The following is a 15,565-nucleotide window of genomic DNA, read 5'->3' on the forward strand; positions in this document are numbered from 1 at the left end:
GGCCCCTACGAGGAATCCCGACCGTCATTTGTGCAGATGTCGCCGATTGTCGTTTTTCGCACAACCATTCCGAGATACCTGGTGTCTCATGACATGAGTGCGATGTCACGCACAACTCATGGGGGAACACGGGGGTATTCGCAAAATGAGTGATCGTCGCTTTGCCGCGCGCGACGCGCGCGTCCGGGCCGCCGAGGCGGAGTTCCAGCGCCACGTGCCGGTCCACGCCTCGAACGGGGAAGAGACCGACCACCCCTTCGTCGCGAGCTACTCCAAGGGGCTGCCGCACGACAAGTTCGGAGAGGTCGCCCCGGCCGCGTACCACCTGCTGCGCCGGGCGCTGGCCACGGGCAGCTACGAGGACTTCGAACGGATCCCGCTCGCGGACACCCGCAAACTGGTCAACCCGCAGGCCGGGCTGGCCTTCGACCCGCAGGGCCCGGACGCCCAGGCGCTGTCCATGCCGCCCGCGCCGCGCATCGACAGTGCGCAGAACTCCGCCGAGGCCGTCGAGCTGTACTGGATGGCGCTGTGCCGTGATGTGCTGTTCACCAGGTTCGCCGAGAGTGACCTGGTCGCCGAGGCGGCCGGTGAACTGAGCGGGCTGGAGGACTTCCGGGCACCGAAGCTGGACGGTCAGGTCACCGCGCAGACCATCTTCCGGGGGGACACCCGGGGCGATCTGGCCGGGCCGTACCTGTCGCAGTTCCTGCTCAAGGACATCCCGTACGGCACGCTGCTGATCGACCAGCGGCAGGACACCCTCGTCCGCCCCGTCGACCATCTGACCACCTGGGGCGACTGGCTGGAGGTGCAGAACGGCTCCGAACCCGAGCCGGACGAGCGGGACTTCGCCACCCGGCGCTACATCCAGACCCCGCGCGATCTGGCTCACTACGTCCACTTCGACGCACTGTACGAGGCGTACCTCAACGCCGCGCTCATCCTGCTGGGCAGCAACGCGCCGGTGGACGCGGGCAATCCGTACAACTTCTCCCGCAACCAGATCGGCTTCGGGACGTACGGCGGACCGCACCTCCTCTCGCTGGTGACCGAGGTGGCCACCCGCGCGCTGAAGGCGGTGTGGTTCCAGAAGTGGTACGTGCACCGGCGCCTGCGGCCGGAGGAGTTCGGTGGCCGGGTCCACCAGCAGCTGCGCGGGCAGCGCGAGTACCCGATCGACTCCGGCGTGCTGGACTCCGTCGCCGTGAAGCGGGTCTTCGAGAAGCACGGCAGCTACCTGCTGCCGCAGGCCTTCCCGGAGGGCAGCCCGACCCATCCCTCGTACGGATCCGGACACGCCACGGTCGCAGGGGCGTGCGTGACCATCCTCAAGGCATGGTTCGACGAGTCACACATCCTGGCCGACCCGGTCGTCCCCTCCACGGACGGCACCGCCCTGGAGCCGTACACCGGCCCTGACGCCGACCGGCTCACCGTCGGCGGCGAGCTCAACAAGGTCGCCGGCAACATCGCCACCGGCCGCAACATGGCCGGCGTGCACTGGCGCACCGACTACACCCAGGCCGTCCACCTTGGTGAGGAGATCGCCATCGGTGTCCTGCGCGAGGCCAAGGAGGCCACGCTGGAGGACGCGGTCTTCACTCTGAGCCGCTTCGACGGCACCACTCTCGCCATCTGACCGCCTCCGGACCTGCCGGCCTGGTGCCGCCGAGTTCCCCGGCGGCACCAGGCCGGTCAGCGCGGTGCGCGGAGAGCGGTGAGGATCATGCCGCGGAGTCCGCGGGTGTCCCGTACAGGGCGATGAACCGGACGGTCATCGGGCGGCCCTGCGGTAGCGGGTGAGGACGGCGGCACCTGCCTGCTCGGCCGCCAGGCACTCCAGTTCGGCGTGGGGGCCGTCGGCCGGGAAGAGCCGCCGGCCGGTGCCGAGGACGGTGGGGAAGGTCAGCAGCCGGTACTCGTCGACCATGTCCGCGGCCCTCAGCCGGTCGACGACGCTCAGGCTTCCGGCGACAACCACGTCCCGCCGCTCGCGTTTGACGGCGTCCGCCGGGTCGCCGTCCAGAACCTGGGAGTTCGCCCACGCCGCCGTGTCGGTGTGGGTCAGGGTGCGGGAGGCGACCAACTTCGGCACGGCGTTCATCCGCGTGGCGAACGGGTCGTCGCGGCCGGGCCAGATACGCGAGAACAGCTGCCAGGTGGTGCGCCCGAGGAGCAGCACCCCCTCGTCCAGCGTGTGGCCGAGCCGGAACTTGTCCCCGGCGACCGCCTCCGGGCAGTGCCGGAACGCCCAGCCGCCCAGCGGCGTGCCGACGGACCCGTCCGGGTCGGACACGATTCCGTCCAGGGTGACGAACTCGATGACGATGACACTCACGATGAGTTTCCCTTCGGTTCGGTGCTCACCGGTACGTACCGGCCGCACCGCCCGGACTCATCGCTCGCTGCGGAACTCGCCCGCGGGAATGTCGCGCGGCAGCTCGAAGGGGTCGAAGACGCGTGGATCGGCGAACACGACGTTGTGGGCGATGCGGCGGTCGATGACGGTGAAGACCTGCAGGGTGTGCAGACGGTGCCCGCCTCCGGGCTCCGGCGCGTACGCGGCGAGCGCGGGCTGCCCGTTGGCGGTCAGCGCCCGCATGCCCCAGCCCGTGCCCCGCATGTCGAAAACCCGCTCCATGAACCGTCCGTAGTCCCGACTGCCTCGGAACCACAGCGGCACCGGCGGCATCTCCATCACCACGTCGTCGGCCAGCAGTCGCACCAACGCGGGGACATCCGCCGCCTCGAACGCCCGCATGTACCGCTGGACGACCGCCCGCACCTCTGGATCATCCGGCTCGGTCACGGCACCGGCATCCCCCACGCCCGCGAGGGCGGCACGGGCGCGCTGCAGCGCGCCGTTGACCGCCGCGACCGTGGTCCCCAACTGCTCGGCGACCTCAGCGGCGGTGAACCCCAGCACCTCGCGCAACACCAGCACCGCCCGTTGCCGCGCCGGCAGGACCTGCACCGCCGCCACCCAGGCGAGCCGCAGATCGGCCCTGACCTCCACGTCGAACCTCGGGTCGGGGAACGGCTCCAGCCAGGGCACGTCGAGCGCCGGCACCAGCGGCGCCCCGGGATCGTCGCTCGGCACCCCCAACCCGGACGGCAAGGGACGCCGGCCGCGTCCCTCCAGCGCGGTCAGGCACGCATTGGTCGCGATCCGGTACAGCCAGGTCCGCACAGAGGCGCGCGCCGGGTCGTACCGGTCGCGGGCCTTCCAAGCGCGCAGCAGCGTCTCCTGCACCAGGTCCTCGGCCTCGTGGAACGAGCCCAGCATCCGATAGCAGAACGCCACCAGTTCACCCCGGTACGGCTCGAAGTCCATCGGATCATCATGCCGCACACTGGTCCTACGTCCCCGAGGTCCGTGAGCGCGTCACCCTGCCGACGATTGCGCGGCATGGCACAAGGCACGGCACAAGAAGGACACCCCGTCGTACGCCGGGGCGGGAAGTGGCCGCGCCCTGTCACAGGGAGGGCATCGCTCAGACCTGGAGCTGTCCCCCGTCCACGAAGTATTCGGCGCCGGTGACGAATGAACTCTCCGGTCCGGCGAGGAAGGCGGCCACTGCGGCGACTTCCTCTGGCCGGCCCATCCGCCGCAACGGAAGCTGGGACGCCAGCATGCCGTGGAAGTCGGCCGTGCTCATGCCGTTGAGTTCTGCCAGGTTCTCGATGCCCGGGGTGGCGACGGGGCCGGGCGTGATGACGTTGACGCGAATCTGCCGGGCAGCCAGCTCGGCCGCCCAGGCGCGGCCCAGGTTGCGAATTGCGGCCTTGGACGCGGCGTACAGGCCCATGCCCGCGACTCCCTGGTGGCTGGTCGTGGAGCTGAGGAGGATGACCGAGGCCCCCTCCGTCAGCAGCGGCAGGGCCTTCTGTACGGTCAGCAGGGTTCCCTTGGTGTTCACGCCGAAGACGTGGTCGTACTGCTCTTCCGTGGCATCCGCGAGGCTGGTCAGGACAGCGAGGCCGGCGTTGGCCACGACAGCGTCCAGCTGCCGTCCGTCTCCGCGGATGACATCGATGACATGGTCGAGGTCGGCTGCTCGCGCAACGTCGCACCGCACGGCGATGGCGGCGGGACCGATCTGCGCCGCGGCCGCCTCGAGTTCGTCCTTGCGACGCCCGGTCAGGTAGACGCGGGCACCGTCCTCCGCGAAGCGCCGCGCGATCGCCTTCCCGATGCCGCTGGAAGCGCCGGTGATGAGAGCTGTTTTCCCGTTCAGGGAAGTCATCGGAGTCCTACCTTTCAAGGGGGTCAGAACTGGTCATTCGTAAGATCGGTGGGCCCAGGGGCTGCGGGTATGGCTGTCATCGGAGAGCCGTTGGATGGCTCAAGGAACTTGGCCGCCCGGAGCTCCGCGACGACTCGACCGCCAATTGGGAGATGCGACTCGATCGCTGTGTAGGACCACGCCGGCGAGGTCGTCTGCGGGATTGATCGACGACGAGCTGGCGGAGGTGACCGTGCCCCAGATCTGGGCCGGAGTGGACATCGGCAAGACGCATCACCACTGCGTGGTGATCAACACGAATGGTGAACGGCTGCTGTCCCGCCGCGTCCAGAACGACGAGTCCGACCTGCTTCAGCTGATCGGCGACGTGCTGGCGATATCCCCGGACGCGCTGTGGGCCGTCGACCTCAACCACGGCGGGGCCGCGCTGCTGCTCGGCTTGCTGGTCAACCACGGCCAGCCGGTGGCCTATCTGACCGGCTTCGCGGTTCATCGCGCGTCGGGCACCTACCGGGGCGAGGGGAAGACGGACGCCAAAGACGCCTTCGTCATCGCCGACCAGGCACGCGTCCGGCGTGACCTCGGCCTGCTTCGGCCGGGCGACGACATCGCCGTCGACCTGCGCACCCTGACCGCCCGTCGCCTGGATGTGGTCTTCGACCGAACCCGGCAGATCAACCGGCTGCGAGCCCAGCTCCTGGAAATCTTTCCCGGCCTGGAGCGGGCGCTGGACCTGACCCTCAAGGGGCCAGTCATGCTGCTGACCGGCTACCAGAGCCCGGCCGCCATCCGTCGCGCGGGTGTTCGGCGCATCGAGACCTGGCTGAAGAACCGTAAGGTCCGCGGCGCCGCAACGCTCGCCCGCACGGCCGTGGAGACCGCCCAGGGGCAACTGACCGCGTTGCCCGGGGAGAAGCTGGCTGCCGCCATGGTGGCCCGCCTCGCGAAGGCGGTCATGGACCTCGATGCAGAGATCGCGGAGCTGGAGACTCTCATCGAGGCGACATTTCGTCAGCACCCGCACGCTGAGGTGATCCGCAGTCTGCCTGGCATGGGTCCCAGGCTCGGAGCGGAGTTCATCGCCGCTACCGGCGGCGACTTGGCTGTCTTCGGCAGCTCCGACCGCCTGGCCGGATTCGCCGGACTGGCTCCACAGCCACGCGATTCCGGTCGGGTCAGTGGAAACCTGCGCCGGCCTAAGCGATATCACCGTGGACTGCTGCGGACGCTGTATTTGTCGGCGATGGTCAGCCTGCAGTGCTGTCCGGCCTCGAAGGCCTACTACGACCGGAAGCGGCGGGAGGGCAAGGGACACAAGCAAGCACTGCTGGCTCTCGCTCGCCGCCGGGTCAACGTGCTGTGGGCGATGATCCGTGACGGAGAGTGCTACCACGAGACACCTCCCGTCACACTCGCGGCTTGACATCACGATTGGGAAGTTCCTTTCCATGGCGTGTAGCCGTCTTTCGTGGAAAGCGGAGTTCTTGACCGCTCCGTCCAGAACCTAATCCTTTCTGGACGGTACGGTCAAGAACTGGGTATGGTGGAGGCATGGCACGACCCCGAAAGTTCGACGAGGCCCAAGTACTGCAGCTTGTTCGAGACCGGTTCTGGTCCTGCGGATACGCGGCGACCAGCGTGGATGACATCCTCAAGGACACCGGCCTGGGCAAGGGCAGCCTCTACGGCGCTTTCGGTGACAAGCGAAAACTGTTCCTGCGTACCTTCGACGAGTACTGCGCGGAACTGGTCGACGACGTGCGCAGCCGCCTCGACGGACCGGACGAGGGTGCGCTTGCCCGCCTGAGCGCTCTGGTGCTGGCCATCGCCGAAGCAACGGTGGGCGACACTTCCTTGCGAGGCTGTCTCCTCGCCCGGGGCACTGCGGAGCTGTCAGGTCTCGACCCCGAGATCCGTGCGATCGCACAACGCACCTTTGCCGTCTTGGAGGGGCTTGTGGCCGACTCCATCGCAGCCGCTCAGCGCTCGGGCGGCATCAGCGCCGATGCTGACCCGGGCGGGCTCGGGGCCCTCGTGCTGGCCGTGCTCCGCGGCATCGAAGCACTCGGCAAGGGAGGCAGCAGCCCGGAGACGCTGCGCAGCGCCGCTGAGACCGCTCTGGCGCTGCTCCCTCGTCCCTAGAAGCGGGAAGCTGCGGCACCAACTCTTCGACAGGTCGCCTCGCCGGGTGGCTCTCACTCCGGCGGGCCATGCCTTCCTGCCACGGTCCCGGCGTCCGGCCGGTATGTTGCCCCCCGCCTGTGACAGTCACTAAGGTCGCTCGGGTGACTGCCGGGTCGGCCATGGGCCACGCACGAGTGAGGTTCCCGGCCTCGGCGTGAGCACGAGGCGGGCAAGAGGCCCGCCCCCTTCTCCGCGTCTTAGCTCCCGGCGCCCGCATACGGCGCCCCATTCCAGCGGATCCCAAGACCGGAGACACACCACTGATGTCCCATGACCAGCAGCACCCACATGAATCCGAACTGCCGGCGGCAGGCGTCCAACTGAACCACACCGCCATCTACGCAAGCGACCGGCACCTGTCTGCCGAGTTCCTCGCCGCGGTCCTGGGCTTGAGGGTCGGCGCCCCCTTCGGGCCGTTCCTGCCCGTCGACCTCGGCAACGGCGTGACGCTCGACTACTACGAGAAGAGGGACGAGCCGATCCAGTCGCAGCACTACGCCTTCCTCGTCCCCGACGAGCAGTTCGACGCCGTCATCACCCGCCTGGAGGCGGTCGGGGTCACCTACTACGCCGACCCCAGCCACACCCAACCCGGCCGGATCAACCGTCTATTCGGTGGTCGCGGCGCCTACTTCGACGACCCGGACGGTCACAACATGGAGGTCATGACTCGGCCTTACGTCCGCCCTTAGACCGCGACAGGCTGTGATCAAGGGATGACTCGGGTGAGGTCGCCGGGGGCGCAGGAGGGCGGCTTCCAGCCGGAGCCGTCACCGACGCCGGACGCATCGTCGCCGGTCACGCTCGGGATCGGCTCGCGCCCTAGCGGCCCTTGCGCACAAGGTCGGTGATGCGTTCGCCCTCGCCGATCGTGAGCGGACCGGTCTCCTCCGTGGGATCGCCGACTCCCAGCGCGGCCCCCAGCGTACGGCCGTGCAGGTCGAGGACGGCCTCGGTCAGGGTGGTGAGATCGGCCATGGCGGCGCGGGCGCGGACCCAGCCGGTCAGGCCGATGCCCGCGGCGACCAGCACGGCAGGCCACCACACCGCGGTGAGCAGAAGGTAGGGCACGGCCCAGGTACCAGTGGCGACCGCGGCGGCGAACGCCGAGTGCGCGGCGGTGAGTTCGGCACGTGCCGGGTCGGGGAGAACCAGCCAGAGCCTCGACCAGCCATAGGCCAGGTCGAGTCCGTAGCGGTGGTACGCGATCGACTCCACCGCGTGGATACGGTCGCCCATCCAGGTCGGCCTGCCCGGTTCAGCCATGGCCAGTCGGGTGATGCGCTCGGCCACGGTGTCGATCTGGTCCTGCTGCTCGCGGGTGCGTGTGCCCGGGGTCGCGCGTTCGAGTGTCCGGCGTTCCTCGACGAGTTGGTGCCACCGCGCACGCCGGCGCGCCGTCCGCGCCACCGCGACCGGGTCGAGGGGGCGGGGCCACTGCCCCAGCCAGACGCGCCGGGTGACTCCGGCCAGCGCCTGTACGACGAAGCCCACACCAGCGGCGGCCGCCAGCACGGCCACGACGAGCAGCGCCTGTGCCCCGGCCGGCAGGTCCGCGACCGTGGCGGCGGCGTCCTCGGTCCGCCGGGTCAACAGCGGGACGTTCCACGCCTCTGCATGGCCAAGCCCGACGGACAGCCACGCCGTGCCGAGGAAGAACGCACCGGGCAGTACCAGCAGGCTGACCCACCGATCGGCCAAGGTCTTGGCCAACTGGTCTAAGAAACCGCCCACTTGCGCTACCCCCGCTCCATGAGCCGGCCCAGGACGGCGCAGCGCGGGACCGCTCCCGCAGGGGGCGGCACGGCCGTTCGGTCGCAGGCGCCGTCCGGGCAGCGGAAGGTCTCCTGACGGGCGGTGCCCGGCCCGGCTCCCGGCAGTCCCGTCGCGAGCGTCCGCAGGGTGGTCTCACGATCGGTGTTGAGCAACTGACCCAGCAAGGCGAGCAACGGGCGCCGGGCCCGCGCCTCGATCACGATCCGTTCCAGCAGTTCCTGACGTTCCGTGGAGTGGAGCCTGGTCTCGCCGATCAGCTCGTCGAACTCCTGGCACAGCGTGGTCAGGGCCGATCGTTCGGCGTCCACCCGCTCCCCCTTCCCTCGGTCGGCCGATAGTCTCACGGGCGATGTCCTCCGACCACCGGCCCGATCCGGAACTCCTGAACCAGCAGGCGGTCGACCTGTTGAACCGGGCCACCCAGTTGGGTGACGCGGCCGTGCTGGGCACCTGCATCTCGTTGTTCCAGGGCATCGTCGCCATGACGCCTCCCCACCATCCCCACCGCGCCACCCGCCTGTACAACCTCGCCGAATCCCACCGGGCGCGGTACGCGTTGACGGGCCGACAGGACGACGCCGACCAGTCGATCGGCATCGGGCATCAGGCCGTCGCCGCCCTGCACGACGGTGACCCGAACTCCGCGCTGGTCCTGTCCAACCTCAGCGTCACTCATCTCCTGCGGTTCCAGCGGGCCGGGCACCCGAACGACCTGGACGGGGTCATCCAGTTCGGGGAACGGGCGATCGTCGCGACCGGCGCCGCCCAGAACATCGCGGTGTACCTGTCCAATCTCGCCGCGGGCTACCTGCTGCGGTTCGAAGAGACCGGGCATCTCGCGGACCTGGCCCGCGCCATCGACCACGGCGAGCGCGCGACGGCCGCCACTGACGCCCACGCCCCTCACCGGACGACAACCCTGACCAACCTCGGCGCCGCCTACTGGGCCCGGTTCGGACGTGCGGGCCATCCGGCGGACCTGGACCGCGCCATCGCCATCGGGGAACAGGCCGCCGCCGACACCGGCCACCCGAACCGGGCGACCGTCCTGTCCAACCTCGCCGCCGGCTACCACGACCGCTTCGAGCGGACCGGGAGCCTGGCCGACCTGGACCGGGCCATCGCGCACCAGGAACACGCGGTGGCCGCCGCCCCGGACGACGCTCCCGAGGGTGCGACCTACCTGTCCAACCTCGGCATGGCGTACCGGGCGCGGTTCGACCGGCTGGGGGCTGTGGCCGACCTGGACCGGGCCATCGACCACCTCGGCCGTGCGGTCGCCGCGACGCCCCACGGTCACCGCCAGTTCGCGACGTTCCGGTCCAACCTCGGTGTCGCGCACAGCGATCGGTTCGACCGGCTGGGGCACGTGGCCGACCTGGACCGGGCCGTCGCGCACCACGAACAGGCGGTGGCCGCCACGCCCGCCGGTCACCCGGACCTCGCACTCCGCCTGTGCAACCTCGGCACCGCGTACGACGCGCGGTTCGACCGGAACGGGAACCCCGTCGACGTGCACCGGGCCGTCGAGACCCTCGAACGCGCGGTCATCGTCATGCCCGCCGACCACCCGAGCCGGGCGACCGTTCTGTCCAACCTCGCGGCGGCCCTGCGCGGACGGTTCGACGGGCTGGGGGACGTGGCCGACCTGGACCGGGCCGTCGCGCACCACGAACAGGCGGTGGCCGCCACGCCTGGCGACCACCCGGACCTCGCCCACCGCCTGTCGAACCTCAGCCTCGCCCGCTGGTCCCGGTTCACCCGTGCCGGAGAGACGTCCGACCTGGACGCGGCCATCGACGCAGGGAGACGCGCGGTGGCCGCCACTCCGGACGACCACCCGAACCGTGCGCTGTACCTGAGCAACCTCGGCACCTCCCTCCAGCAACGGTTCGAGCACATCGGCAGCCTCCACGACCTGGACCGGGCCATCGGTCACAAGGAGCGTGCCGTGGCCGCCACGCCCCCCGACCACCCGAGCCGGGCGACGTACCTCTCCAACCTCGCGGTCGCCTACCAGACGCGGGCCCGGCGGAGCGGCGCCGAGACCGACTTCGACCGCGCCGTCGACCTCGGGCTCCTGGCGCTCGCGGCCACCCCCGCGAACCATCCCGACCGGGTACTGCGCCTGTACAACCTCACGCGGGCCCATCAGACGCGGTACGAGCACTCGGGCGACCCGGCCGACCTGGACCGCTCTGTCGACCTGGCGCAGGAGACGGCCGCCGCAGTCCCTTTCGACCATCCGGACCGCGCGCGATACCTGTTCAACGTCGGCAACGCCTACCGGTCGAGGTTCCAGCGGACCGGCGCCGCGTCCGACCTCGACCGCGCCGTGGACGCCGCGGAACGGGCGGTCGCGGCCACCCCCGACGACCATCCCAACCGGGCCACACGTATCTACCTCCTCGGGGTCTGTTACAGAAGGCGCTGGAACACCGACGGCGCACTCGACCGGTCGCGGATCGCCCGGCTCGCGGAGGGCGCGCTCGCGGCCACGACGTCGCCGCCCTTCGACCGGCTCCGCGCCTGCTGGGCAGCCGCCCGACTCGCCTACGTACTGGACGAACTGCACACCGCCCGGCTGCTGTTCGACACGGCGGTGAAGTTGCTGCCGTTGGTCGCGGCGCGGGAGACCTCGTCGGCGGACCACGAGCACCGTCTCGGCGCGAACCGCGGGCTGGTCGGCGAGACGATCGCCGTGCACTGCGCCCTCGACGATCCGGGCGGCGCGGTCCAGGCCGGTGAGCTGGGCCGGGCGGTCCTGCTGGCGGCCCGGCTGGACCTGCGGACACCGCTCGCCGACCTCGACGCCGCACACCCCGCACTGGCCCACCGTCTGCGCCGGGTCCGCGCCGCCCTCAACGCCCCTGATCCCCCGGCCATGGCGACGCCCGGCGGCCAGGACGTCGACCACGTCGACCGGCGCACATGGCTGTGGGCGGAGCACGACGCCGTACTGGCGGAGATCCGCCGACTGCCGGGCCTGGACCGGTTCCTGCTGCCGCCGACGTGGAACGAACTGCGACCGACCACCACCGGCGGGGCAGTCGTCCTGCTCAACGCCGGCCTGCAGCGGTGCGACGGCATCGTCGTCACCGCCGACGGGCCCCCGCTGCTGGTGCCGCTACCCGAACTGCGGCTGGCCGACGTCGAGGGGTGGGCCACCGAGCTGACCGAAGCGACGCACGACGCCGGCTCGTACACCGGCGAGCTGCGTCGGCAACGGGTGCTGACTGAGCTGCTCGGCCGGCTGTGGGACAAGGCGGTCGAGCCCGTCCTCGACGCGGTCGAACGCCGGCTCCGTCCGGACGACGGAGTACTGCCCCGCGTGTGGTGGATACCGACCGGACCGCTCGGGCTGCTGCCGCTGCACGCTGCCGGGCATCCCGGTCGGCCCGGTGCGCTCGACCGGGTGATCTCGTCGTACACGCCCACCCTGCGCGCCCTCGCCCGTGCTCGCGAACGCCCGGCCGCGACAGCTCTGCGCCGGCTCACCGTCGCCCTCGACCGGACCCCGGGTCTGCCGGACCTGCCGGCCACCGCCGCTGAGGCAGCGAGCTTGCACGCCGCCCATCCGGACATGCCCCTGCTCACCAACGAGCAGGCCACCGCCGCCCGCGTGACCGGCGCACTCCCCGAGGCAAGCTGGGCACACTTCGCCTGCCACGCCGGCACCGACCCCGACGCGCCGTCCGAGGGCGGGCTTCACCTCCACGACGGTGTGCTGTCCGTCGCGGAGATCGGCCGCCGCAACCTCCACGAGGCCGAACTCGCCTACCTGTCCGCGTGCTCCTCCGGACATGTCGGCCGACGGCACGCGGACGAGTCCATCCATCTCGCCTCCGCGTTCCAACTGGCCGGGTTCCGGCACGTCGTCGCGAGTCTGTGGCCACTGGACGACCACGTCGCGGCCGGCGCGGCCGACCACTTCTACCGGTTGATGCCGGACACGCCGTCCGCCGAGGACGCGCCGTTCGCGCTCCACCGGGTCATCCAGCGGCTGCGCACCAAGCACATCGGCCGACCTCACCTGTGGGCGTCACTGATCCACAGCGGGCCGTGATCCGCGCAGCAACCGTGTCGGTCGATCCGAGAACCTGTACCGGAACCGAGGTGATGAACGACAGCGCCCGGTGCCCGGCGAGGTGGTCGGCGAGCCACGATTCACGCACACGAGTCGTAGCGCGCCGGGGATCTCCTGGGTCGTGTCATCGGCTGCTTCGCGGGCTGTAGGGCTGGAGGAGCTGGTCGACGGGTGCGTAGTCGTCTGTGAGTGGTTGGGCGTCGCCGGTCCAGGAGGTGAGGTCGTCACCCGTGGTGATCTTCCAGCCGGTCTGCCGGGCGTCCAGCGCTTCCCGGATCGCGCGTAGGTCGACCGGCCGGTCGGAGGCGAGCGCCACCAGATTGCCTCCCTCGGGGGTGGCGGTCGGGTCGAGGCCGATGTCGGTGGGTTCGCCGACGACGGCGACGTACTCGAAGGTCTCGCTGAGGGTGGCTACTTCGGCGCGTGCGAAGGCCAGCTCACCGTGATCGATGAGGTTGACGACGTACAGGCCGTCCTCGTTGAGCACCCGCCGTATGTCAGTCATCGCTTCCACCGTAGTGAGGTGCCACGGCACGCTGACGCCCCCGAAGGCGTCGCCGACGACGAGGTCACGACTGGCGGCGTCCAGCCGCCGCAGGCCGAGCCTGCCGTCCTCGGTGCGGACGTCGATACCGGCCTGTGATCCCAGACCGAGTTGGTCGCGGTTGAGGCGCACGACCCCGCTGTCGATCTCGGATACAAGGCTGCGTGTCCCGGGCCGCGTGGCCGCGAGGTAGCGGGGAACGGTGAGCCCGCCGCCGCCCAGGTGGTAGGCAGTGAGCGGCTTACGTTCGGGAAAGGCGGTGTCGACCACCGACGCGATGGCGCGTACGTACTCGAACTCCAGGAAGGTCGGGTCGTCGATGTCGACGTAGGAGTGCCGCAAGCCGTCCAGAACGAGTGTGCGTCCGCCGCCCCTGTCGGGGTCTGCGACGACCCGTGCGCAGTGGTACTTGGTCTCCGTGTCGCAGCCGCCGGGCGCGACCGTGGACGCGAGGCCGCCGGCGACGACCACGAGTGTCAGGGCAGGGGTGCCGCGCCACCCGCGCGTTCGCCACTCGACCAGCGCCGAGCCGGCCAACAGCAGTGTTCCGAGGCCGATCAGTATGCCGCTGACCGGCAACCGCGACACGAGGACGAAGCCGGTGAGCACGGTGCCGGCGATGGCGCCGACGGTGCCGACACCGGACAGTCGGCCGACAACCGTTCCGGTCTCGGCGAGGCTGGTCAGACGCAACTTGGTCACGATCGGCGTCACCGCGGAGAGCAGCGCGCCCGGCACGAGGATGGTGCACGACGCGATCAACAACAGCATCGCCGGTGCCCACTCCGCAGTGGTGCGCAGCACGGCAGGGGTGAGCGCCACGACCGCTCCCGACACCCCGAGCGAGGGGCCGATGAGCCGGCGGGGATTGACATGGTCGGCGATGCGTCCGCCCAACCAGGAGCCGAGAGCGATCGCGGTGAGGGCGATGCCGATCACCAAGGTGCTGGTCTCGAGGGTGAGGCCGAGGTAGGGAGCCAGCAGCCGTAAGGCGACGATCTCGACCACCAACACCGCGGCCGAAGACCCGAACACAAGCACGACAGCGGCACGGGGACCCAGGCCGTGGTTGCCAGTCCTGCCCTCGGCGACAGGCGAGGAAGACGATCCGGTCACGGGCGACATCCTTGCATGCGACTCACGGTCCACATGCCTCTGCTGCGTCTCCCCGGACTCCGCTTCGCTCATCTTCCGACCCTTTCCATCATCTGGATGAAGAGCGTCGACGACGCCCCTGGGCTCCAGCTCAACCACTAACATCCGACAATGCGCACATCCCCATCACTGCTGCGGGCGTTTCGTCCCCAAGTCCAAGAGCGTCTCTACGACTTCTACGAGGAGCTGCGGAGCGCCGACGACCTCTTCTGGGACCGCCACCTGGACGCCTGGGTCGCGACCGGGCACGCAGTGGTCAGCAACGCCGCGGCGGACCCGAGGTTGTCCTCGGTGCGCTATCCCGACATCGCAGCCGTCTCCGCGGAACTGCGCCCGCTGGCCCGCGTACTGAGCCGGCAGATGCTCTACAACGACGCCCCCGACCACCCCCGGCTGCGAGCCCTGATCAGCAAGGCCTTCACCCCCAGGGCAGTAGCGACGCTCCGCACCCGGATCACCGAAGCCGTCGACCGCATCATCGCCCACGCCGCGCCGACCGGCCGGATGGACATCGTCGCGGACCTGGCCCGCCCCCTGCCGCTCACCATCATCTGCGACCTGCTCGACGTGCCCCAGCGGGACCGCCCCGCCCTCGCCGCCTGGTCCGAACCGATCGCCGAAGCCATCGGCAACTCCCGGCTCGACGCCGACGGCAACCGCGCGGCCTCGCAGAGCATGGCCCATCTGCTCACCTGCCTCCGCGAACTCCTCACCCGCCACGACACTCCGCCCGCCCCCCACAGCCTGCGCGCAATGGTGACCGCACAGGCGCAGAACACCGACCAGGACCTCGACGAACTCCTCGCCAACTGCGCCCTGCTCCTGATCGCCGGCCACGAGACCACCACCCACTTCATCGGCAACGCGACGCTCGCCCTGCTACGCCACCCGCACGCGGCCGATCAACTGCGCCGTCGGCCCGATCTGATGCCCGCCGCGGTCGAGGAACTCCTGCGCTACGACGCCCCGGTGCAGCTGATGCTGCGCCGGGCCCGGCAGGACCTCGACCTGGCGGGCCGCACCATCGCCGAAGGCCAGGCAGTGCTCCTCGTGTGCGGTGCCGCCAACCGGGATCCGGCCGTGTTTCCCGATCCCCACGTTCTGGACTTCGAGCGGTCCGGCGGACGGCACATGGCTTTCGGGCACGGACCGCACTTCTGCCTCGGCGCGGCCCTGGCCCGACTGGAAGGCGCGATAGCCCTGGAAGCACTCCTCACTCGGCTCCCCGGCCTGCGCCTCGACGGCGACTCGCCGCAGTGGCAGCGCAGCCTCAACTTCCGTGGACTCACCCGTCTGGACGTCGCTTTCACTCCCCACCCTGCCGACCCCAACCGCACGACGCATGCCGGCGAGTGCCCCGCCCAGACGGTGCCCGGCAGCGTCGGAGGCGCTTGACCGCGGCCGCGGCGGAGTGGCACTGGGCGGCCGGACCGGCAGCGATCAGCCGCTCGCTGCTGCCAGGTTGCTCGGTGTCCTCCACAAGAAGGGGAGGACATCCCCCGTACTCCTCAGCGTGGTGTGTACGCGAAATCGCGCGATACGGCCCATGAACTCCCATGACCCGCGTGG

At 70.3% G+C, this 15,565-nt stretch carries 12 protein-coding genes; 6 read left to right on the forward strand and 6 right to left on the reverse strand.

Features of this window, described 5'->3' with window-relative positions; all coding sequences use genetic code 11:
* Positions 1-145 precede the first annotated feature (145 nt).
* Positions 146-1,642: a vanadium-dependent haloperoxidase gene (locus IM697_RS24145; protein WP_228044142.1), complete on the forward strand. Its 1,497-nt coding sequence runs from the start codon at positions 146-148 to the stop codon at positions 1,640-1,642.
* A gap of 135 nt (positions 1,643-1,777) precedes the next feature.
* Here the strand turns inward: IM697_RS24145 and IM697_RS24150 are convergent, their stop codons facing one another.
* From IM697_RS24150 to IM697_RS24160, 3 genes are all read right to left on the reverse strand, one after another.
* Positions 1,778-2,341, reverse strand: a complete 564-nt coding sequence (locus IM697_RS24150) for a dihydrofolate reductase family protein (RefSeq protein WP_194038187.1) — start codon at positions 2,339-2,341, stop codon at positions 1,778-1,780.
* Positions 2,342-2,398: 57 nt separating this feature from the next.
* Positions 2,399-3,337 carry a sigma-70 family RNA polymerase sigma factor gene (locus tag IM697_RS24155; RefSeq protein WP_265582666.1) on the reverse strand — a complete coding sequence of 313 codons (939 nt, stop codon included), beginning with the start codon at positions 3,335-3,337 and terminating at the stop codon, positions 2,399-2,401.
* 160 nt (positions 3,338-3,497) lie between these two features.
* Positions 3,498-4,250 (reverse strand): SDR family NAD(P)-dependent oxidoreductase, encoded by a 753-nt coding sequence (locus IM697_RS24160; RefSeq protein WP_194038192.1) that lies wholly within the window; start codon positions 4,248-4,250, stop codon positions 3,498-3,500.
* 232 nt (positions 4,251-4,482) lie between these two features.
* Here IM697_RS24160 and IM697_RS24165 point away from each other — a divergent pair, with 232 nt between their 5' ends.
* From IM697_RS24165 to IM697_RS24175, 3 genes are all read left to right on the forward strand, one after another.
* On the forward strand, positions 4,483-5,673 hold the full coding sequence (locus tag IM697_RS24165; RefSeq protein ID WP_456115000.1) for an IS110 family RNA-guided transposase: 1,191 nt from the start codon (positions 4,483-4,485) through the stop codon (positions 5,671-5,673).
* A gap of 128 nt (positions 5,674-5,801) precedes the next feature.
* Positions 5,802-6,392, forward strand: coding sequence for a TetR/AcrR family transcriptional regulator (locus IM697_RS24170; RefSeq protein ID WP_194038194.1), 591 nt, complete (start codon positions 5,802-5,804; stop codon positions 6,390-6,392).
* A 305-nt stretch (positions 6,393-6,697) separates the two neighbouring features.
* The gene (locus IM697_RS24175) at positions 6,698-7,126 is read left to right on the forward strand and encodes a VOC family protein (RefSeq protein WP_194038196.1); all 429 of its coding nucleotides are present in this window, start codon (positions 6,698-6,700) and stop codon (positions 7,124-7,126) included.
* A 130-nt stretch (positions 7,127-7,256) separates the two neighbouring features.
* On the opposite strand, the gene IM697_RS24180 is transcribed toward IM697_RS24175, so the two are convergent.
* Both IM697_RS24180 and IM697_RS24185 read right to left on the reverse strand, forming a co-directional pair.
* Positions 7,257-8,168, reverse strand: coding sequence for a hypothetical protein (locus IM697_RS24180; protein ID WP_194038197.1), 912 nt, complete (start codon positions 8,166-8,168; stop codon positions 7,257-7,259).
* A 5-nt stretch (positions 8,169-8,173) separates the two neighbouring features.
* A complete protein-coding gene (locus IM697_RS24185; RefSeq protein ID WP_228044143.1) occupies positions 8,174-8,518 on the reverse strand; it encodes a hypothetical protein in 345 nt (114 codons plus the stop codon).
* 41 nt (positions 8,519-8,559) lie between these two features.
* Here IM697_RS24185 and IM697_RS24190 point away from each other — a divergent pair, with 41 nt between their 5' ends.
* Positions 8,560-12,276: a CHAT domain-containing tetratricopeptide repeat protein gene (locus IM697_RS24190; RefSeq protein WP_194038199.1), complete on the forward strand. Its 3,717-nt coding sequence runs from the start codon at positions 8,560-8,562 to the stop codon at positions 12,274-12,276.
* A 145-nt stretch (positions 12,277-12,421) separates the two neighbouring features.
* On the opposite strand, the gene IM697_RS24195 is transcribed toward IM697_RS24190, so the two are convergent.
* The gene (locus IM697_RS24195) at positions 12,422-13,966 is read right to left on the reverse strand and encodes a fused MFS/spermidine synthase (protein WP_194038201.1); all 1,545 of its coding nucleotides are present in this window, start codon (positions 13,964-13,966) and stop codon (positions 12,422-12,424) included.
* A 141-nt stretch (positions 13,967-14,107) separates the two neighbouring features.
* Here IM697_RS24195 and IM697_RS24200 point away from each other — a divergent pair, with 141 nt between their 5' ends.
* The gene (locus tag IM697_RS24200; RefSeq protein WP_194038203.1) at positions 14,108-15,391 is read left to right on the forward strand and encodes a cytochrome P450; all 1,284 of its coding nucleotides are present in this window, start codon (positions 14,108-14,110) and stop codon (positions 15,389-15,391) included.
* The last annotated feature ends 174 nt before the right edge of the window (positions 15,392-15,565 follow it).

Origin of the sequence: Streptomyces ferrugineus (assembly GCF_015160855.1) — a bacterium.
Taxonomy (GTDB): Bacteria; Actinomycetota; Actinomycetes; order Streptomycetales; family Streptomycetaceae; genus Streptomyces; species Streptomyces ferrugineus.